Origin of the sequence: Pseudomonas sp. NPDC087803, assembly GCF_044742995.1 — a bacterium.
Taxonomy (GTDB): Bacteria; Pseudomonadota; Gammaproteobacteria; order Pseudomonadales; family Pseudomonadaceae; genus Aquipseudomonas.
Map to the genome: position 1 here is coordinate 14786 of NZ_JBIUVO010000005.1, position 23031 is coordinate 37816.

The 23031-nt window shown below is 65.4% G+C and carries 2 protein-coding genes; both read left to right on the forward strand.

The window, feature by feature from the left end:
* Positions 1–240 precede the first annotated feature (240 nt).
* Positions 241–11247, forward strand: a complete 11007-nt coding sequence (locus tag ACIOUG_RS06355; RefSeq protein ID WP_401063488.1) for an amino acid adenylation domain-containing protein — start codon at positions 241–243, stop codon at positions 11245–11247.
* Entirely contained in the window at positions 11247–23009 is an 11763-nt protein-coding gene (locus tag ACIOUG_RS06360) for a non-ribosomal peptide synthase/polyketide synthase (protein WP_401063490.1), read from the forward strand. The genes ACIOUG_RS06355 and ACIOUG_RS06360 overlap by 1 nt, the downstream gene beginning before the upstream one ends.
* Positions 23010–23031 lie beyond the last annotated feature (22 nt).

Here is a 23031-nt window from a genome sequence, read left to right on the forward strand (position 1 = left end):
CGCCTCGATACCTGTGGGAGCGGGCTTGCTCGCGAAAGCGGTGGATCAGTCTGTAGCAATGTCGACTGACACTCCCTCTTCGCGAGCAAGCCCGCTCCCACAGGGTTTTGTGCAAATGGCAATGTTCATTTTTACCCCCGCCTGCAAGTTCTTCTCATTCGCTAATTTTTCCGGTCTGCATTCGTTTTATAGGGACGACGTGCCTTTGTGCTTCCTGCCTACTGATCCGGATGCTGAGAAATGAATGCTGAAGACTCCTTGAAACTTGCTCGCCGGTTTATCGGGTTGCCCCTGGAAAAGCGCCAGATGTTCCTCGCGGCCTTGCACAAGGAGGGCGTGGATTTCGCCCGTTTTCCGATCCCTCAAGGGGTCGAGGCCGACGACCGCCAGGCACTGTCCTATGCGCAGCAGCGCATGTGGTTTCTCTGGCAGCTCGATCCGCACAGCGGCGCCTATAACCTGCCGGGCGCGGTGCGTCTGACCGGGCAACTGAACCTGGCCGCGCTGGAGCAGGCCTTCGCCCATCTGGTCGAGCGTCATGAAACCCTGCGCACGGTGTTTCAGCGCCAGGCCGACGACAGCCTGCTGCAAGTGCCGGCGACGGCACCGCTGCTGATCGAACAGGTGGATTTCAGTGGTCTGGCCGTGACCGAACGTGAATTGGCCGTGGCTGATGCCGCGCAACAGCAGTCGCTGCTGCCGTTCGATCTGGCGGTGGGGCCGCTGCTGCGGATCAAACTGCTCAAGCTCGACCAACATGAGCACGTGCTGCTGCTGACCCTGCACCACATCGTGTCTGACGGTTGGTCGATGAACGTGTTGATCGACGAATTCATCCGGTGCTACGACGCGGTCGACGCCGGCCAACCGCTGCAACTGGCGCCGTTGCCGATCCAGTACAGCGACTACGCCCTGTGGCAGCGCCGCTGGCTGGAAGCCGGCGAGCAGGCGCGGCAGCTGGATTACTGGCAGGCCAAACTGGGTAATGAACACCCGGTACTGGAGCTGCCGACCGATCACCCGCGTCCGGCGGTGCCGAGCTATCGCGGCACCCGTTACCCATTCGCGGTCGACGGCGCGCTGGCCGAGCAACTGCGCGGCACCGCCCAGCGGCATGGCATCACGCTGTTCATGCTGTTGCTCGGTGCGTTCAACGTGCTGCTGCATCGCTACACCGGGCAGGCCGACATCCGCGTCGGCGTGCCGATTGCCAACCGCAACCGCGGTGAAACCGAGGGGTTGATCGGCTTCTTCGTCAACACCCAGGTGCTGCGTACCGAGCTGGACGGGCAGACTCGGGTCGACGACCTGCTGCGCGCGATCAAGGAAACCGCCCTCGGCGCTCAGGCCCATCAGGATCTGCCGTTCGAGCGACTGGTCGAAGCCTTGAAACTGGAGCGCAGCCTCAGCCACACGCCGCTGTTCCAGGTGATGTACAACCATCAGCCGCAAGTCGCCGACATCACCACGGTCAGCACCGCATCCGGGCTGGAGCTGGGCGTGATCGAATGGCAAGGCCGCACCACCCAGTTCGACCTGACCCTCGACACCTTTGAAAAAGCCGGCAAGCTGCACGCCGCGCTGACCTATGCCAACGATCTGTTCGCGCCGCAGACCATCGAGCGCATGGCGCAACACTGGCTCAACCTGTTGCGCGGCATGGTCCAGGATGGCCGCCAGCGCATCAGCGATCTGCCGATGCTGGAAAGCGCCGAGTATCAACAGATCGTTCTCGACTGGAACCGCAGCCAGGTCGCTGGGACTGAAGCCGCGTGCATTCATCAGTTGATCGAGAAACAGGTCACCGAGCAACCGCAGGCGCTGGCCGTGACCTTCGGCGAGCAGGCGTTCAGCTACGCCGAAATCGACGCACGGGCCAATCGTCTGGCGCACAAGCTGATCGCGTGCGGTGTGGGCCCGGAGGTGCGGGTCGGGGTCGCCATGCAGCGTTCCGAACACCTGCTGGTGGCCTTGCTCGCGGTGCTCAAGACCGGCGGCGCCTATGTGCCGCTGGACCCGGACTACCCGGCCGACCGCGTCGCCTACATGCTCGAAGACAGCCGGGCGCGGGTGTTGCTGACCGAGCAGGCCATCGCGCAAACGCTCGCGGTTGGCGCTGCGACGCAGGTGTTGCTGCTCGACCGCATCGCTGGCGAACTGGCGACGTACCCCAGCCATGCGCCCGTTACCTCGGTGAGCCCGGACAACCTGGCGTACGTGATCTACACCTCCGGCTCGACCGGCAAACCGAAAGGCGTGGCCATCGCGCACCGCAACGTGCAGGCGCTGATCGACTGGTCGCGCAGCGTCTACAGCCGCGATGACATTCAAGGGGTGTTGGCCTCGACCTCGGTGTGCTTCGACCTGTCGGTGTGGGAACTGTTTGTGACCCTGGCCAACGGCGGCTCGCTGATCATCGCGCGCAACGCTCTGGAGCTGCCGCAATTGCCGGCGCGCCATCAGGTGCGCCTGATCAACACTGTGCCGTCGGCGATCAATGCCTTGCTGCGCGACGGCGCCATCGCTGCGAGCGTGCGCATCATCAACCTCGCCGGCGAGCCATTGAAGCAGAGCCTGGTCGATGCGTTGTACCAGCAGACCGCTGTCGAGCAGGTGTTTGATCTGTATGGCCCTTCGGAAGACACCACGTATTCGACCTGGACCCGCCGCGAGGCGGGTGGTACCGCGAGCATCGGCCGGCCTTTGACCGGCACCGCCAGTTACCTGCTGGACGCCGATCTGCAAGCGGTGCCGCAGGGTGTCGCGGCGGAACTGTACCTGGCCGGCGCCGGGATCACCCGGGGGTATCTGGGGCGTGCGGCGATGACCGCCGAAAAATACCTGCCGAATCCGTTTTCCACGACCGGCGAGCGGCTGTACCGCACCGGTGACCTGACCCGTTATCAAGTGGACGGCGCGCTGCAATACGTCGGGCGTATCGACCATCAGGTGAAGGTGCGCGGTTTCCGTATCGAACTGGGCGAAATCGAAGCGCGGCTGTTGCAGCAGGACACCGTGCGCGAACTGGCGGTGCTGGCGCAGGAAGGCGCCAGCGGTCAGCAACTGGTGGCGTACATCGTGCCGGCTGACGCCACGCTGCTGGCGGCGGATGCCGAGGTGCAGGCGAGCCTGCGCGAGACCCTGAAAGCAGCGCTGCGTCAGCACCTGCCGGATTACATGGTGCCGGCGTATCTGCTGTTCCTCGAACACCTGCCGCTGACCCCCAACGGCAAGCTCGACCGCAAGGCCTTGCCGGCGGTCGACGGGCGCCAGCAACAGCACGAACACGTGGCGCCGCGCAGTGCCATGGAAAAAGCCCTGGCGGCGATCTGGCAGGACGTGCTGTCGATTGAAAACGTCGGCCTGGAGGACAACTTCTTCGAGCTGGGCGGCGACTCGATCGTGTCGATGCAAGTGGTCAGCCGTGCGCGCCAGGCCGGGATCGTGCTCAGCCCCAAAGAGCTGTTCCAGTATCAGACCATCCGCAGCCTGGCGCAGGTTGCCCGGCAGGGTGAACAAAGCCTGATCGACCAGGGGCCCGCGGTGGGACCGGTGCTGCTGGCGCCGGTGCAGCGCTGGTTCTTCGAACAGGAGATCGCCCAGCGTCACCACTGGAACCAGTCGTTGTTGCTGGTGCCGCAGCAAGCGATGAATGCCGAGGCGCTGGATCGTGCGCTGAAGCAGCTGATCAACCACCACGACGGCCTGCGTCTGCGCTACACCTTGCATGCCGATGGCTGGCAGCAAGCCTACGCGGCGCTGTCCGATGAATCGGTGTTGTGGCAGCGCCAGGCCGCGTCGGCTGAAGATTTGAAAGCCCTGTGCGACGACGCCCAGCGCAGTCTCGACTTGAGCCAGGGACCGTTGCTGCGCGCACTGCTGGTGGAGCTCGCCGACGGCAGCCAGCGCTTGCTGCTGGTTGCCCATCACTTGGTGATCGACGGCGTTTCGTGGCGGGTGTTGCTGGAAGATTTGCAGCAGGCCTATGCCCAGGCGCTGAACGGTACGACCAGCGCCTTGCCGGGCAAAACCAGCGCTTATCAGCACTGGGTCGCGCGCCTGCAGGAGCACTTGCCGCACTTTGCCCGCAGCCTCGATTACTGGCAGACGCAACTGCGCGATGCGCCGCAGTACGATCTGCCTTGCGAGCGGCCTGACGGTTCGCTGGAAAACCGCCACGAGCAGAAAATCGAGCTGAAATTCAGCGCCGAACAGACCCGCAAGTTGCTGCAGCAGGCGCCGGCGGCCTATCGCACTCAGGTCAACGATCTGCTGCTGACCGCGCTGGCCCGAGTGATCTGCCGCTGGAGCGGACAGGCCGGCAGTCTGATTCAACTGGAAGGCCATGGCCGCGAAGACCTGTTCGACGACATCGACCTGACCCGCACCCTCGGCTGGTTCACCAGCCTGTTCCCGGTCAATCTGGTGCCGGCGGAGAACCTCGGCACGTCGATCAAAAGCATCAAGGAACAACTGCGCGCAGTCCCGGACAAAGGCCTGAGTTACGGCGCGCTGCGTTATCTGGGCGATGCACGGAGCGCCGCGACGCTGGCCGCGCAGGTCCAGCCGCGCATCACCTTCAACTACCTCGGGCAATTCGATCGACAGTTCGACGAGGCGGCGCTGTTCGTGCCGTCCAGCGAAGGCGGCGGTATCGCTCAGGATCCGTCGGCGCCGCTGGGGAACTGGCTGACCGTCGAGGGTCAGGTGTACGGCGGCGAGCTGTCGATGAACTGGGGGTTCAGCAGCCAGATGTTTGACCGCGCCACCGTGCAGCAGCTGGCCGATGCCTACGCCAGCGAGCTGGACGCGTTGATCGAGCACTGCTGTGCCCTCGACGTCGTGCAGGCGACGCCGTCGGACTTCCCGCTGGCTCAAGTGACCCAGGCGCAACTCGATGCGTTGCCGCTGCCGGCCGGGCAGCTCGAAGACCTGTATCCGCTGTCGCCGATGCAGCAGGGCATGCTCTTTCACACCCTGTACGAACCGCAAGTCGGCGCCTACATCAGCCAGTTGCGCCTGGACATTCACGGCCTCGATCCACAGCGTTTTGCCCAGTCCTGGCAGGCCGCGCTGGAGCGCCATCAGATTCTGCGCAGCAGCTTCCACTGGCACGGCCTCGACGCGGCGCATCAGGCCATCGTGCGCGAAGTGAGCTTGCCGCTCGAAGTGCTTCAGGCGACCGACACCGACGCTCTGGCCGCAGCCGAACGTGCGCAGGGCTTCGCCCTCGACTGCGCGCCGCTGCTGCGTTTGAAACTGGTGCGCAGCGGCGCCGATGACTGGCACCTGATCTACACCAGCCACCATATTCTGATGGACGGCTGGAGCAACGCGCAGTTGCTCGCCGAAGTGATCGAACATTACAGCGCCGCTCAGGCATTGCCGGCACCGGTCGGGCAATACCGCGATTATCTGGGGTGGCTGCAACAGCAGTCGGCCAGCGCCGGCGAGCAGTTCTGGAAAGCCACGCTGGCGCCGCTGCAAGCGCCGACGCTGCTGGCCGACGCGTTGCGCCCACCCGTGGCGGGCGAGGGCAGCGCAGAGCTTCGCGTGGTGCTCGACGGCCCCGCGACCCTGCGCCTTGGCGAGTTCGCCCGGCAGCAGAAAGTCACCCTCAACACCGTGTTGCAAGGGGCATGGGGCCTGTTGCTGCAACGCTACACCGGCCATGATTGCGTGGCGTTCGGCGCCACGGTGGCCGGTCGTTCGGCGCCGCTGGCGGGCATCGAAGCGCAGCTCGGGCTGTTCATCAATACCTTGCCGCTGGTGTGTGCGCCCAACCCGCAGCAGACCGTGAGCCAGTGGCTCGGTGACTTGCAGGCCCAGAACCTGGCGCTGCGTGATTTCGAGCACGTGCCGCTGTATGACATTCAAGGCTGGGCGGGTCAGCAGGGCGGCGCGCTGTTCGACAGCCTGCTGGTGTTTGAAAACTTCCCGGTGGCCGAGGCGCTGAAACAGGGCGCGCCGGCGGGCCTGTCGTTCAGCAATCTGCACAACCATGAGCGCACCCACTACCCGTTGACCCTGGGCGTCGAAATCGGCGCGACCCTGACGCTCGACTTCAGCTACGACACCGCGCGTTTCAGTGCCGCGCAAGTGGCGACGTTGTCGGCCAACCTGCAGCACCTGCTGGCGCAATTGGTCAGCGGCGCCGAGGCGGCTTTGGGTTCGCTGGAGCTGCTTGATGCCGCGGCCAAGGCGCCGTTGCTGGCGGTCAGCCGCACGCCGGCAGTGGAATTGCAGGACTCGCGTCTGGCTCACCAACAGATCGCTGCACAAGCGGCGGCCAGCCCCGATGCCTTGGCGCTGGCGGTTGACGGCCAGACCCTGAGCTACGGCGAGCTCAATGCGCGGGCCAATCGTCTGGCTCATCGCCTGATCGCCCACGGTGCCGGCCCCGGCAGCCGGGTTGGCCTGGCGCTGAAGCGTGGCCCGCAACTGATCATCAGCCTGCTGGCGGTGCTCAAGAGCGGTGCGGCGTACGTGCCGCTGGACCCGAAATACCCGGCCGAACGTCTGCACTACATGATCGACGACAGCCGCCTCGACGTGCTGCTGTGCGAGTCCGGGCTGCTGCAGGATCTGTCATTGCCGGCGGTGGTGCGTCTGGTGCTGGATGACAGCGTCGGTTTTGCCGATAGCGACCCGCTGACGCAGGCCGACGCGCAGGACCTGGCCTATGTGATTTACACCTCCGGTTCCACCGGTCAACCCAAAGGCGTGGCGATTGCCCATGGCGCGCTGCGCGAGTTCTGCCAGACCGCTGCCGAATATTCGCGACTGTTGGCGGCGGACCGCGTGCTGCAGTTCGCCACCTTCAGTTTCGATGGATTCGTCGAGCAGTGCTTCCCGGCGCTGTGCGTCGGTGCCGCACTGATCATGCGTGGCGACGAGCTGTGGGATGCCGGGCGTCTGGCCGAGGAAATCGTGCGTCATGGCGTCAGCGTCGCTGACCTGCCGGCCGCCTACTGGTACCTGCTGGCCCGCGAATGCGCCAGCGGCGCGATCAGCACACTGGGTGCGTTGCGTCAGGTCCACGTCGGTGGTGAGGCGATGTCCGTCGAGGGCTTGCGCCTCTGGCATCAGTCCGGTCAGGGCCATGTGCGCCTGCTCAACACCTATGGCCCGACCGAGGCCACCGTGGTCTCCAGCGTGCACGACTGCCGCCTGGACGATGCCAGCGACAGCTTCGGCGTGCCGATTGGCCGAGCGATTGCCGGACGAGCGCTGTACGTGCTCGACAGCGCCGGGCAATTGCTGCCGGCCGGCGGCGTCGGCGAGCTGTGCATCGGCGCGCCGGCCTGTCTGGCGCAAAGCTATTTCGACCGTCCGGCACTGACCGCCGAACGCTTCCTGCCGGATCCGTTTGCGGTTGAACCCGGCTCGCGTCTGTACCGCAGCGGCGATCTGGCGCGCTACAACGCCAATGCCGATCTGGAGTACGTCGGACGCATCGACCACCAGGTGAAAATTCGCGGTCTGCGCATCGAGATGGGCGAGATCGAAGCCTGCCTGCAAGCACGTGCCGAGGTGCGTGAGGCCGCGGTGATCGCGCAGGACGGTGCGCTGCTGGTGGCGTATGTCGTGGCCAACGCTGCGGTGACCGATGAGGCGGACTTCCGGCAGCGCCTCGACGCCGCGCTGCGTCAGTCGTTGCCGGATTACATGGTGCCGAGCCATCTGGTGCTGATGGCGGCCTTGCCGCTCAACAACAACGGTAAACTCGATCGCCGCGCCTTGCCGCGTGTTGCCGGCAGTGCCGGGCAGCGCGAGTTCGTGGCGCCCGCGCCAGGGCTGGAAACGCAACTGGCGCAGATCTGGCAAGCGGTGCTGCAGGTCGAGCGCGTGGGGCGCGATGACAACTTCTTCGAGCTGGGCGGCCACTCGCTGCTGGTGCTGCAAGTGATCTCGCGGGTGCGTCAGCAACTGCAACTCGAACTGCCGGTCAGCAGCTTGTTCTCGGCGGCCAGTCTGGCCGGATTTGCCGAGCGCGCCGCACTGGCCAGCGGCAATGCACAACCGCTGTTGCAGGCTGCTGCCGGCGCTCAGCCGCCTGTGCTGTCTTACGCCCAGCAGCGCCAATGGATTGTCTGGCAGCTTGATCCGCACAGCCCGGCGTACAACATTCCGGCGGCGTTGCGCCTCAAGGGGCATCTGGATCAGCAGGCGCTGCGGCTGGCGTTCGAGCAATTGCAGGCGCGTCACGCCACCTTGCGCACCACCTTCGAACAGGACGGGCAGCAGGCGCGGCCACGGGTGCATGCGCAGTTGCCATTGCAGCTTGAGCAGCGTCAGGTCGACGCTGCATCCCTCGACACCGCCATCGCCGAGCAGATCGCTCGACCGTTCGACCTGCGCAACGGCCCGCTGTGGCGCATGTTGCTGCTGCAGCTTGGCGCCGACGAGCATGTGCTGGTGCTGACCGTGCACCACATCGCCGCCGATGGCTGGTCGATGCAGATCATGGTCGATGAGTTCAGTGCCCTGTATCAGGCCGCGGTCGAGGGCCGTGCCGCCAAGCTCCAGCACCTGCCAGTGAGCTACAGCGATTACGCACGCTGGCAGCGCGACTGGCTGGAAGCGGGCGAGGGCGAGCGCCAACTCGGTGAGTGGCGCGCGCGCCTGGCCGGCAGTCAGGCACCGCTTGAGTTACCGAGTGAATTGAGCCGCCCGGCGCGTCGCAGCGAGCGTGGCAGCAGCCTGCTGCTGAACGTCGACGCGCCGTTGCTCGGCGCACTGCGTGAATGCGCGAAGGCCCAGCAGGTGACCTTGTTCATGCTGTTGCTGGCGAGCCTGCAAACCTTGTTGCACCGCCAGAGCGGGCAAGCGTCGATCAACGTCGGCGTGCCGAGTGCCGGCCGTTCGCGTCTGGAAACCGAAGGCCTGATCGGCTTCTTCATCAACACTCAGGTGCTGCGTGCCGAGATCGACGGCCAGCAGTCGTTCAGCAGCCTGCTGCAACAGATCAAGCAGGTGGCATTGCAGGCGCAGGCCAATCAGGACCTGCCGTTCGAGCAACTGGTCGATGCCCTGCAGCCGGATCGCAGCCTCAATCACAGCCCGTTGTTCCAGGTGCTGTTCAACCATCAGCAGCAACTGGGCGCGAGCGTTGAACGCAGGGTCGGCGACTTGCAGGTCGAGCGTCTGCACTGGCAGCAAACCACCACCCAGTTCGATCTGGTCCTCGACACGCAGGAGCAGGGAGACACGCTGGACGCGAGCCTGACCTACGCCACCGACGTGTATGACCCGGCCTCGATGCAGCGCTTCGCCGAGCAGTGGCTGAACCTGCTGCGCGCCGTGGCGGCCGACCCGCAGCAGCGGGTGGCCGAGCTGCCGTTGCTGACAGGCGCGCAGCGTCAGGCGTTGATCGCTGAGTGGAACCCGCAGTTCGAACTGCAACCGCCGGCGCCAACCTTGCATCAGCTGTTCGAAGCCCAGGTGGCGCTGCGTCCACAGGCGATCGCGCTGGTCTATGAAGGCGAGCGCTTGAGCTATGCCGCGCTGAATGCCCAGGCCAACCGCCTGGCGCGCAAGTTGCGCGAGCAGGGCGTCGGACCGGAAGTGCGGGTCGGCATCGCCACCGAGCGTGCGCTGCCGCTGGTGGTCGGTCTGCTGGCAATTCTCAAGGCCGGCGGCGCTTACGTGCCACTCGACCCGCAATACCCGGCGGAGCGCCTGAGCTACATGATCGAAGACAGCGGCATTGCCTTGCTGCTGACTCAGCAACACCTGCTCGACGGCTTGCCGGCGCGTGATCACGTGCAGGTCCTGTGCCTCGATACGCTGGCGCTGGACGCCTACAGCGCGGACGACCTGCCGCGCCTGAACGGCCCGGACAACCTCGCCTACGTGATCTACACCTCGGGCTCCACCGGCCGGCCGAAAGGTGCGTTGCTCAGCCATGCCAACGTCGGGCGCCTGTTGAGCGCGACCGCCAGTGAATTCAATTTCGGCGCGGACGATGTCTGGACTCTGTTCCATTCCTACGCGTTCGATTTCTCGGTGTGGGAACTGTTCGGTGCGCTGTGCACCGGCGGACGTCTGGTGATCGTGCCGTACTACATCAGCCGCGAGCCGCAGGAGTTCCATCGTCTGCTGTGCGACGAAGGCGTGACGGTGTTGAACCAGACCCCGACCGCGTTTCGCCAACTGCTGCCGGTGGCCTGCGCCAGCCCGCGCCACCTCGCCCTGCGCCAGGTGATTTTTGGTGGCGAAGCGCTGGAGGTAGCGAGCCTGCGACCGTGGTTCGAGCGCTTCGGTGATCAGCAACCAACGCTGGTGAACATGTATGGCATCACCGAAACCACGGTCCACGTGACCTACCGCGCGATCCGTATGGCGGACCTCGACGGCAAGGCGCAGAGCCCGATCGGCCTGCCGATTCGCGACCTGCGCTGGTACTTGCTCGACAGCCGGTTGCAACCGGTGCCGGTCGGCGTGGCGGGCGAGTTGTACATCGCCGGCGCCGGTCTGGCGCGTGGTTACCACGGGCGTTTCGACCTGACCGCCGAGCGGTTTGTGCCGAGCCCGTTCGATGCGTCGCAGCGGCTCTATCGCAGCGGCGACCTGGCGCGCCAGCGGCACGATGGCAGCATCGACTACCTGGGCCGCATCGACCAACAAGTGAAGATCCGTGGCTTCCGCATCGAACTGGGGGAAATCGAGGCGGCGCTGCTGGCGCAACCCGGTGTGCGTCACGCGGTATTGAGCGTGCACGGCGACGAGGGCGGGCCGCAGTTGTGCGCTTACGTGGTGGCCGAGCAAACCCCGGCTGACCCGATTGCCTGGCGCGACCACCTGCGCGCGGCGCTCAAGGTCGACCTGCCGGACTACATGGTGCCGAGCCACTGGCTGCTGCTCGATGCCTTGCCGCTGACCAGCAACGGCAAGCTCGACCGCAAGGCCTTGCCGCTGCCCGATGCCCAGGCCTTGCAGCGTCCTTATGAAGCCCCCGAAGGCGAACTCGAACGGCAACTGGCGGCGATCTGGGCCGACGTGTTGGGCGTGGCGCAGGTCGGGCGGCGCGACAACTTCTTTGAATTGGGCGGGCACTCGCTGCTCGCCGCCCAGGCCAGCGCCCGAGTGGAGCTGGAACTGGGCATCGAGCTGGCGCTGCGTGCGCTGTTCGAATCCAGCGACCTTCAGGCTTATGCCGCCATGGCCGGGGAACTCGCCCCGACTGACAACGATGCACGTCTGGATGCGCTTGAGTCGCTTCTCGACGAGATGGAGATCAACTGATGGAACACACTACCGCCTGGCGCATCGCCACCCGTTTTGCCGCGTTGCCGACAGACAAGCGCCGCGAGTTTCTGCAACGCATGCAAGAGCAAGGCGTGAGCTTCGGCCAACTGCCGATTCCGCCTGCCGCCGAGCCACAAACCACCTTCGAACTGTCGTACGCGCAGCAACGCCAGTGGTTTCTCTGGCAGCTCGATCCGCAGAGCGCGGCCTACAACATTCCCGCAGTGCTGCGCCTGCAAGGGCCGCTGAACGTCGCCGCGCTGCAACACAGTTTTGACGTGTTGCTGGAGCGTCACCAGAGCCTGCGCAGCCGCTTCGTCGAGGATGACGGGCAGGTCCGGCAGACTCTCGCAGAGTGCACCGCGTTGCCGATCGAACAGCATGATCTGCGCGCGCAGCCACCGGCCGAGCGCCTGGCCTGCGCCCTGCGTCAGGTGCAGGCGGAGATAGCCCGGCCGTTCGATTTGCAGCACGGCCCGCTGTTGCGCGTCAGCCTGTTGCAACTGGATGGCGAAGACCACGTGCTGGTGCTGACCCTGCACCACATCGTCACCGACGGCTGGTCGATGGGGGTGCTGATCGAGGAGTTCTCGCGCCTGTATGCCGGCCAGTGTCAGGGCCAGGGTGCTCTGCTTGAACCGTTGCCAATCCAGTATTCGGACTATGCCGCCTGGCAACGACGCTGGATGGAAGCCGGTGAGCTTGAGCGCCAACTCGACTGGTGGCGCGACACTTTGGGCAGCGAACAGCCGCTGCTGGAACTGCCCACCGACCGCCCGCGTCCGGCCCAGCCGAGCCAGCGCGGCGCGCGTCTGGAATTCGCCCTGGAGGCGGATCTGGCTGCCGGCCTGACAGCCTTGGCCAAGCAGGCCAATGTCACCCCGTTCATGTTGCTGCTGGCCAGTTTCCAGGCCTTGCTCTATCGCTACAGCGGGCAGTCGGACCTGCGCATCGGTGTGCCGATCGGCAACCGCAACCGCGCTGAAACCCGAGGCCTGATCGGCTTCTTCGTCAACACTCAGGTGATGCGTGCCGAGGTCGACGGGCGCCAGTCCTTCAGCCAATTGCTCGAGCAGACCCGCACGGCGGCGCTGGATGCGCAGGACTATCAAGACTTGCCGTTCGAGCGTCTGGTGCAAGCGCTGCAAGGTGATCGCAGCCTGAGCCACAGCCCGCTGTTCCAGGTGATGTTCAACCATCAGCAGGCCAAAGCGGCGGCAGGTGAGGGCTTGCTCGCCGGCCTGCGGGTCGAGGCGCTGAACGCCACGACGCCGACCACCCAGTTCGACCTGCAACTCGATACCCAGGAAGTCGGCGACCAGTTGTTCGCCAGTCTGACCTACGCCACTGATCTGTTCGACGCCGAGCGCATCGAGCATCTGGCCCGGCATTGGCGCAATCTGCTGGCCGGGGCGCTGGCGAATCCGCAATGCCCGCTGGCCGAACTGCCACTGCTGGACGCTGACGAGCGTCTGCGCATCGTCGATGAACTCAATGACACCGCACAGGTTTACCCGGGCGAAGTCTGCGTGCAGCGCCACTTCGAAATGCGCGCGGCGCAGCAACCCGACGCCACGGCGCTGGTGTTTCAGGGCCAGTGCCTGAGTTACGCCGAGCTCAATCGCCGCGCCAACCGTCTGGCCCATCACTTGCGTGCGCAAGGCGTCGGCGCCGAAGTGCTCGTCGGGATCGCCTGCGAGCGGTCGTTCGAAATGGTCGTCGGCCTGCTGGCGATTCTCAAGGCCGGTGGCGCCTATGTGCCGCTGGACCCGGAATACCCGCTCGACCGTTTGAGCTACATGATCGAAGACAGCGGCATTGCCTTGCTGCTGACTCAGGAGCCTCTGCTGGCGCAACTGCCAACCCCGGATTCGCTGCGCACGCTGTGCCTGCAAGCGGATGCCGACTGGCTGAGCGAACTGCCGGACAGCGACCTGCCCAATCTGGCGCTGGCGGAAAACCTCGCCTATGTGATCTACACCTCCGGTTCCACCGGTAAACCCAAGGGCGCCGGCAACCGCCATGTCGCGTTGCACAACCGTCTGGAGTGGATGCAGCAGGCCTACAACCTGCAACCGGACGACCGCGTGCTGCAAAAGACCCCGTTCAGTTTCGACGTGTCGGTGTGGGAGTTTTTCTGGCCGCTGATGAAGGGCGCGACCCTGGTGATTGCCGCTCCCGGCGAACATCGCGATCCGCAGCGCCTCGCCGCGTTGATCGTCGAGCAGTCGATCACCACGCTGCACTTCGTGCCGTCGATGCTCTCGGCGTTCATCAGTGCCGACGAATCGCTGGCCTGCACCTCGCTGACGCGGATCATCTGCAGCGGCGAAGCGTTGCCGATGGAGTTGCAGCGCCAGACCCTGCGCAGCCTGCCGCAAGCCGGGCTGTACAACCTGTATGGCCCGACCGAAGCGGCCATCGACGTGACCCACTGGAGCTGTGTCGAGGAGGGCCGCGACAGCGTGCCGATCGGTCGGCCGATCGGCAACCTGCGCACCTTGATCCTCGACAGCGAACTGCAGCCATTGCCGCTGGGCGCGGTGGGCGAGTTGTATCTGGGCGGTATCGGTCTGGCCCGTGGTTATCACCGTCGCGGCGCGTTGACCGCCGAGCGTTTTGTCGTCGATCCGTTCGGCAGCGGCGAGCGTCTGTACCGCACCGGTGACCTGGCACGTTACCGCGCCGATGGCGCCATCGAGTACTGCGGACGCATCGACCACCAAGTGAAAATTCGCGGCTTGCGGATCGAGCTGGGCGAAATCGAAGCACGCCTGCAAGAACACCCCGAGGTTCAGGAAGCGGTGGTGCTGGCGCTGGACGGGCCGAGCGGCAAGCAATTAGTGGCGTATGTGGTGCCGCAGGATCGCGCGCTGCCGAATGCCGATGGCGCCCGGCAGAGTGCCTGGCGTGAAAGCCTGAAAAACCATTTGCTCGCGACCTTGCCGGATTACATGGTGCCGGCGCAGACCGTGCTGATCGAGCAGATGCCGCTCAGCCCCAATGGCAAACTCGAGCGCAAGCGCCTGCCGGCCCCGACCCTGCAAGTCAGTCAGCGTGCATTCGAAGCCCCGAGCACCGCACATGAACAAGCGCTGGCGCAGATCTGGCAGGACGTGCTGGGGGTGGAGCAAGTCGGCCGTCAGGACAATTTCTTTGAACTGGGCGGCGACTCGATCATTTCGATTCAGGTGGTCAGCCGCGCCCGGCGTGCCGGCCTGAGCCTGCAACCGCGTGACCTGTTCCAGCAGCAGACGCTGCAGGCGCTGGCCGCGGTGGTCAAGGTCCAGGCCGCACCGCTGGCACCCCAGGGACCGGTGGACGGCGCGCAGATTCTCACGCCGATTCAACGCTGGTTCTTCGACGAGTCGATCCCGCAACGCCAGCACTGGAACCAGGCGGTGCTGCTGGTGCCGCGCGAGACGCTGGAGCTGCCGCGTCTGCAAGGCGCGGTGCAGCGCCTGCTCAAGCAACACGACGCCTTGCGCCTGCGCTTCAGTCTGGTCGACGGCCAGTGGTCGGCGCGCTATGTCGGCGCGGACAGTGCCGATGTCATCGACATGCTCTGGACCGCCCGGGTCGCCAACGACGCCTCGCTGGAATCAGTGTGTGAAGAGGCCCAGCGCAGCCTGAGTCTGCAGGACGGTCCGTTGCTGCGCATCGCCTTGATCGCGCAGGCCGACGGCTCCCAGCGCCTGTTGCTGGTGATCCACCATTTGGCGGTGGACGGTGTGTCCTGGCGGGTGCTGCTGGAAGATTTGCAGGCGGCCTATCAGGGGCAGGAACTGCCGCCCAAGACCAGCGCGTTCCAGAGCTGGGCGCTGAAGCTGCAAGACTATGCCCGCAGCGACGCGGCGCTCGCCGAGCTGGACTGGTGGCAGACGCAACTGGCTCAGGCCGGCGACCACTTGCCGGCGGCGAATGCCCAGGCCAGTCAGGCCGGGCATTTGCGTCAGGGCGTGAGCATTGCGCTGGACCGCGAGCAGACCCGCCAATTGCTGCAACAGGCGCCGGCGGCGTATCGCACTCAGGTCAACGACCTGCTGCTGACCGCACTGGCCCGCACCCTCAGCCGCTGGAGCGGCAATGAATCGGCGCTGATCCAGCTCGAAGGGCATGGCCGCGAAGACCTGTTCGACGACATCGACCTGACCCGCACGGTCGGCTGGTTCTCCAGCCTGTTCCCGGTGCGCCTGACGCCGACGGCGGACCTTGCCGGTTCGATCAAGGCGATCAAACAGCAACTGCGCGAGATCCCCGGCAAGGGCTTGGGTTACGGGCTGCTGCGCTACATGGGCGATGCCGCGACCCGGGCGACGCTGGAGGCTTTGCCGCCGGCGCGGGTCACGTTCAACTACCTCGGGCAGTTCGACCAGAGCTTTGCCGAGGACGCGCTGTTCAGCCCCGCCAGCGAAGCCAGCGGTGCTGCTCAAGCGGCCGATGCACCGCTGCCGAACTGGCTGTCGGTGGACGGTCAGGTGTATGGCGGTGAACTGAAACTGGACTGGACCTTCAGCCGCGAATGCTTCGAACACGCTGAAATCGAACGCCTGGCGGCGGACTATCGCCGAGAGTTGCTTGCGCTGATCGAACACTGCCTGAGCGACGAGGCCGGTGGCGTGACGCCGGCGGATTTCCCGCTGGCGCGTTTGAGCCAGGCACAACTCGATGGGTTGCCAGTGCCGGCGGCGCAGATCGAGGACCTGTATCCGCTGTCGCCGATGCAGGCCGGTCTGCTGTTCCACAGCCTGTTCGAGTCGGCGTCCGGTGCCTACGTCAACCAACTCAATGTCGAGGCCCGAGGCCTCGACGCCGAGCGCCTGGGGCAGGCCTGGCAAGCGGTGATCGACGCGCATCCGATTCTGCGCAGCAGTTTCCACTTCCCGCAGGGCTTCGAGGCGCCGGTGCAACTGGTGCATCGTCAGCTGCAACTGCCGTTCCGTTGCCTGGACTGGCGCGGGCGTGCCGATCAGACCGAGGCGCTGGCGCAACTGATCGACAGCGAGCGTCTGCAACTCGACCCGGCACAAGCGCCGTTGATGCGTCTGACCCTGGTGCGGCTGGACGACGAGCGTCAGCAACTGATCTATACCCACCACCATTTGCTGCTCGACGGCTGGAGCAATTCGCTGCTGCTCAGTGAAGTCTTGCAGCGTTACGCCGGGCAAGCGGTGCAGGCTCCGAGCGGGCGTTTTGCCGATTACATCGGCTGGCTGCAACGTCAGGATGCGCAGGCCGACGAGCGTTTCTGGCTGGAGCAACTGGCGCCGCTGGACAACCCGACCCTGTTGGCCCAGAGCCTGGCCCATGGCGCTCCGCAGCAGGCCGACAGCCAGGCCTTTGCCGACCACCTGCAGACATTTGACGTGGCCGCGACCCAGCGCCTGAGCGAGTTCGCCCGCCAGCAGAAAGTCACCCTCAACACCTTGCTGCAAGGGGCTTGGGCGCTGTTGCTGCAACGCTACAGCGGCCAGCGCTGCGTGGCCTTCGGCGCAACCGTGGCCGGGCGCCCGGTGGACCTGCCGGGTGCCGAAAGCCAGTTGGGCCTGTTCATCAACACCTTGCCGGTGATCAGTTGCCCGGACGCGGTGGAAACGGTCAGCCAGTGGCTGAGCCGTTTGCAGGCGCAAAACCTGGAACTGCGTGAGCACGAATTCACCGCGCTGGGCGACATTCAGCGCTGGGCCGGGCGTGCCGGCGAGCCATTGTTCGACAGCTTGCTGGTGTTCGAAAACTTCCCGGTGGCCGAGGCGCTGCAACAGGGCGCGCCGGCCGGTCTGAGCTTTTCGATCCCGCAGAACCATGAGCGCACCAACTTCCCGCTGACCCTGGCGGCCACCGCGGAAAACACCCTGAGCCTGAACTGGAGCTACCAGTGCAGCCACTTCAGCGCCGAGGCGATCGCCCGCATGAGCGCGCATCTGGGCGCGCTGCTGAACGCGATGGTCGATGCACCCGAGGGCGCCTTGAGCGAACTCGATCTGCTGACGGCCAGCGAGCGCGTGCAGCAGTTGCACACCTGGAACCCGGCCTTCGTCGCGAATGAAAATCCGCTGTGCGTGCATCAGCTGATCGAGGCCCAGGCCGAGATCCGCCCGCAGGCCACGGCGCTGATTTTTGGCGAGATGGAGCTGACCTTCGCCGAACTCAACCGTCGCGCCAACCGTCTGGCCCATCGCTTGCGCAACCTCGGTGTCGGCCCGGAAGTGCGCGTTGGTCTGGCGATGCAGCGTTCGCCGGAAATGATCGTCGGCCTGCTGGCGATCCTCAAGGCCGGTGGTGCCTACGTGCCCCTCGACCCGGCGTACCCGGCCGAGCGCCTGCAATATTTGATGCAGGACAGCGGCATTGTGCTGATGCTCACCCAGTCCTGGCTGCGGGAACAACTCGCGCTGCCGGAGGCTCTGCCGGTGCTGGAGATCGACCGTGAGCCGCTGGAAACGATGGCGGACGCAAACCCGGTCAACCTGACCTGCGGGGAAAACCTTGCTTATCTGATTTACACCTCGGGTTCCACCGGACGGCCGAAAGGCGTCAGCGTGGCCCACGGTCCATTGGCGATGCACTGCCTGGCTATCGGCGAGCTGTACGGCATGACCCCCGAGGACCGGGAGTTGCAGTTTGCCTCGATCAGCTTCGACGGCGCCCACGAACGCTGGCTGACGCCGCTGATCTTCGGCTCGGCGGTGATGCCGCGTGACGATGAGTTGTGGAGTGTCGAGCGCACCTGCGCGGAGATCCAGCAGCACGGCATCACCATCGCCTGCTTTACCCCGAGCTATCTGTTGCAGATCGCCGATTTCATGGGCGAAGCGGGGCGTGAACTGCCGATCCGTTCCTACACGCCGTGTGCCGAAGGCATGCCCAAGCATGCGTTCGATGAAGTGCAGCAGGTGCTGCAACCCAAGCGCCTGATCAACGGTTATGGCCCGACCGAAACCGTGATCACTCCGTTGATCTGGCTGGCCTACCCGGACACCGAGTTCGACTCGGCCTTCATGCCGATCGGTCGGCCGGTGGGTAAGCGCAGCGCCTATATTCTCGACGGTGGCTTGCAGCCGCTGCCGGTGGGTGTGGCCGGCGAGTTGTACCTGGGCGGCGAGGGCGTTGCCCGTGGCTACCACCAGCGCCCGGACCTGACCGCCGAGCGTTTTGTACCGGATCCGTTCGTGCCGGGTGCGCGTCTTTACCGCAGCGGTGACCTGGCGCGGTTCCGTGCCGACGGTGTGGTCGAATACCTGGGCCGGATCGACCAGCAAGTGAAGATTCGCGGTTTCCGTATCGAGCTGGGCGAAATCGAAGCCTGCCTGCTGGAGCACGAAGGCGTGCGCGAAGCGCTGGTGATTGATCGCGACGGCCCGGTAAGCCGCCAGTTGGTCGGCTACATCGTGCCGCGCGATCCACTGGCCAACGAGCAGGATCTGCAGGAAGCGCTGACCGCGCACCTGCGCAGCCGTCTGCCGGCGCACATGCTGCCGGCGCACCTGATGTGCCTCGCTGCCTTGCCGCTGACACCCAATGGCAAGCTCGACCGCAAAGGCCTGCCGGCGCCGGACATGGCGCGTCAGAGTCAGGATCTGGTGCCTGCGGCGACAGCGGCCGAAGCGCTGTTGGTGGAGATCTGGCAGGAACTGCTGGGCGTGGAGGCGCTGGGCGTCACCGAGAACTTCTTCGAATTGGGCGGTGACTCGATCATTTCCCTGCAAGCGGTCAGCCGCGCCGGGCAGCGCGGGCTGGTGTTCAGTCCGAAGCAGTTGTTCGAACAGCAGACCATTCGGGCGCTGGCAGCGGTGGCGGTCACTCGCGAAGCGAGCTTGAGCGAGGCGCCGAAAGTCGCCGCGTTCGCGCTGGTGCCGCACATTGATGTGGCTGCTCGCGAAGGGTTGCAGGACCTCTATCCGCTGTCGCCGATGCAGCAAGGCATGCTGTTCCATTGCCTGGATTCACCGGAGCTGAACCCCTACGTCAACCAGTTGAGCGTGGCGGTGGAGGGCTTGCAGGTGCCGCGTTTCCGCGCCGCCTGGCAAACCCTGATCGAGCGCCATGAGGTGCTGCGCGCGGCGTTCCGCTGGCGCGATGGTCTGGCCGATCCGCTGCAGGCGGTGTTCGCTGACGTCGAGTTGCCAATCGAAGAACTCGACTGGCGCGAGCGCAGCGACACCGAGCAGGCGCTGGGTGATCTGGCCGCTGCCGAACAGGCCAAGGGTTTCGACCTGAGCTGCCCGCCGCTGATGCGTTTCGTGCTGGTGCGCCTGGACACCGAGCGCTATCAGATGATCTGGGTCTACCATCACCTGTTGCTCGACGGCTGGAGTGCTTCGCGTCTGCTCGGCGAAATGCTGCGCCTGTATCACCACGCCAGCCTGCCGGCGCTCAATGGCCGCTACGCCGATTACATCGGCTGGCTGCAACGTCAGGACAGCGCGCAGGCCGAAGGTTTCTGGCGCGAGCGTCTGGCCCTGCTGGAAGCGCCGACGATTCTGGCCAAGGCCAGCGGTGCGAGCGGTTCCGGACACGGCGTGATGTATACCGATCTCGATGCCGAAGCGACGCGCAAGCTGCACGGTTTTGCCAAGCGTCAGCGGGTGACCCTCAACACCCTGGTGCAGGCCGCCTGGCTGCTGCTGTTGCAACGTCACAGCGGCCAGCGCAGCGTCGCGTTCGGCGCCACGGTGGCGGGGCGCCCGACCGGTTTGCCGGGGGCGCAGGAAATGCTCGGGCTGTTCATCAACACCTTGCCGGTGATCCAGACCCTCGATCCACAACAGCCATTGGGCGAGTGGTTGCGGGAGCTGCAGGATTACAACCTGACCGTGCGTGACTATGAGCACACGCCGTTGTCGGACATCCAGCGCTGGGCCGGACTCGGTGGCCAGGGGCTGTTCGACAGCATCATCGTGTTCGAAAACCATCCGGTGGATCGGGCGTTGCGCGGCGGCGAAGAGGGCGAATTGCGCTTTGCCGAAGTGGGCAGCGCCGGCGTCACCAACGTGCCGATGGACTTGATGGTCAGCGCCAACGATGACGGTCTGGAAGTCGAGTACCTGTACCTGCGCGAGCGCTTCAGTGACGCCGAAGTCGAGCAGATCCGCGCGCAATTGGAAGGCTTGTTGCGCACGTTGCCGGAGGATGAACACTGCCTGATCGGCAATCTCGGTTTGCCGGGCGCGCGTCTGGGTCTGCCGACTCCGTCGGTCCATGACACCGATCTGCTGCACAGTTTCAATGCGCATGTGCGCCAGCAGCCGCAGAAGACCGCGCTGTTCTGTGAAGAGCGTGAAGTCAGTTATGCCGAGCTCGAAGCCCGGGCCAATGGTTTGGCCGGGCAGTTGATCGAGCACGGTATCGGCGCGGAAAGTCTGGTGGCCGTAGCGCTGCCGCGTTCGGAACGGACGATCATTGCGTTTCTCGCGGTGCTCAAGGCCGGTGCCGCGTACTTGCCGCTGGACCTGGCGTATCCGCCGGAACGTCTGGCCTACATGCTCGAGGATTCGGCGGCCAGCCTGTTGCTCTGCGACAGCGATCTGGATCAGCGCCTGAGCGTTGCCGACAGCGTGCCACGCTTGCTGCTCGATCAATTGCCGGACGATGACCGCGCCGAATGCCCATTGTCCCGACCGTTGGCAGGGCACCTCGCGTATCTGATCTACACCTCCGGCTCCACCGGTCAGCCGAAAGGCGTGGCCGTGGCGCGCGGGCCGATCGCCCGGCATTGCCGCGGCATCATCGAGCTGTACGAACTGGTGCCGGCCAGCCGTGAATTGCACTTCATGTCGTTCGCTTTCGACGGCGCTCAGGAGCGTTGGCTGAGCGTGTTGCTGGCCGGTGGCAGTCTGGTGGTTCGCGAGGACACGCTGTGGACCCCGGAGCAGACCCTGCAAGTGCTGCAGCGCCATCAGGTCACGGTTGCCTGCTTCCCGCCGGCGTATCTGCAACAGATGGCCGAAGTGGCCGAACGGCTGGGCAATCCGCCGCCGGTGCAGGTGTATTGCTTTGGCGGTGATGCGGTGCCGGAGGCCAGTTTCGAACAGGTCAAACGCGCCTTGCGCCCACAGCGTCTGGTCAATGGATATGGCCCGACCGAAACCGTGGTCACGCCGCTGTTGTGGCGTGCCGAAGCCAGCGAGCGCTGCGAGGCGGCCTACGCGCCGATCGGACGTGGCGTTGCCGGGCGTGGTTTGTACGTGCTCGATGCCGACCTCAATCCGTTGCCGGCCGGGGTCAGTGGCGAGTTGTATCTGGGCGGTGAATGCCTGGCGCGTGGTTATCACCAGCGTCCGGGCATGAGCGCCGAACGCTTCATTCCCGATCCGTTCGAGGCGGGTGGGCGCATGTACCGCACCGGCGACCTGGTGCGCCAGCGTGAGTGCGGTCTGATCGACTACCTCGGGCGTCTCGACCAGCAGGTGAAAATTCGCGGCTTCCGCATCGAACTCGGTGAAATCGAAGCGCGTCTGCGCGAGTGCGCCGGGGTGCAGGATGCCGCCGTGGTGGTGCACGACACGCCGACCGGCAAGCAGTTGGTGGGTTATGTGGTGGCGCCGGGCGCGGCCGGTCTGGATCGCCGGATCAAGGCCGAGCTGCAGGCGCAATTGCCCGATTACATGGTGCCGGCACGGATCATGGTGCTGGAGCGCTTCCCGCTGTCGGCCAACGGCAAGATCGACCGTCGCGCGCTGCCGCAACCGGAGTGGACGCTGGGCGGCTATCGCGCGCCACGCAATACACTGGAACAGGCGCTGGCGACGATCTGGCAGGACGTGCTCGGCGTGCCGCAAATCGGTATCGACGATAACTTCTTCGAACTCGGTGGCGACTCGCTGCAGGTGCTCAAGGTCATTTCACGGGTGCGCAGCCAGCCGCAACTGGGTTTCGAATTGAAGCTGCGCGATCTGATGCAAAAGCCGTGCATCGCCGAACTCAGTGGCTATCAGGTACAGGAGCCGGCCACAGCACCGGATCCCCTGCTGACGCTGAACAGCCGCCTCGCCCATGTGCCGGCGCTGTTCTGCCTGCACGCCGGGTTCGGCACGGTGTTCGATTACGAGCCGCTGGCGCGACGCCTGGAAGGTCGGCGCACGGTCTATGGCCTGCAATGCCGGATGCTGCTCGATCCGCAATGGCAGGACGAGTCGCTGCTGGCGATGGCCCAGGCCTACGCTCAGCGCATTCGTGCGCAGCAACCCGACGGCCCGTATTACCTGTTGGGCTGGTCGCTGGGTGGGGCGCTGGTGCAACTGGTGTCCGGCGAGCTGGAAAGTCAGGGCGCGACGGTCGCGTTCGCGGGTCTGGTCGACAGCTACGTGGCCGGCACGGCCGAGGCCGGAGACTGGCGTGAAGACCTCGCGGACTTCCTCAAGTTTGTGCTCGGTCTGTCGGTTGCAGAGGCGCAGGCACTGATCGCGGAACAAGCCGCCGGACTCGACGAACAGGCTGCCGCTGCCGCCGTGATCGAGGCTGCGCTGCACGGCGCCAGTGGCGATGCCGCGCTGGGCGCCGACGAGTTCACGCGGATTTTCGCCACGGGTTCCGCGCTCAAGCAACTGGCTCTGGCCCAGCGGCAATTGCCGAAGGTTCAGGTGGCCGCGCACCGCTGGTGGGTGGCTGAGCGGGACGCCGAACGCGAGGTGTTCGCCGCGCAGGTCGGGCGCCATGGCGTCGACCGTGTGCTGGCCGGCGGGCACTACGAATTGATGCGCGGCGACGAATTGCTCGATCAATTGCAAGCGTTGCTCGAACGTCGCACCACTGTCGCTTGATTACCACCGGGCAGCCGTGCTG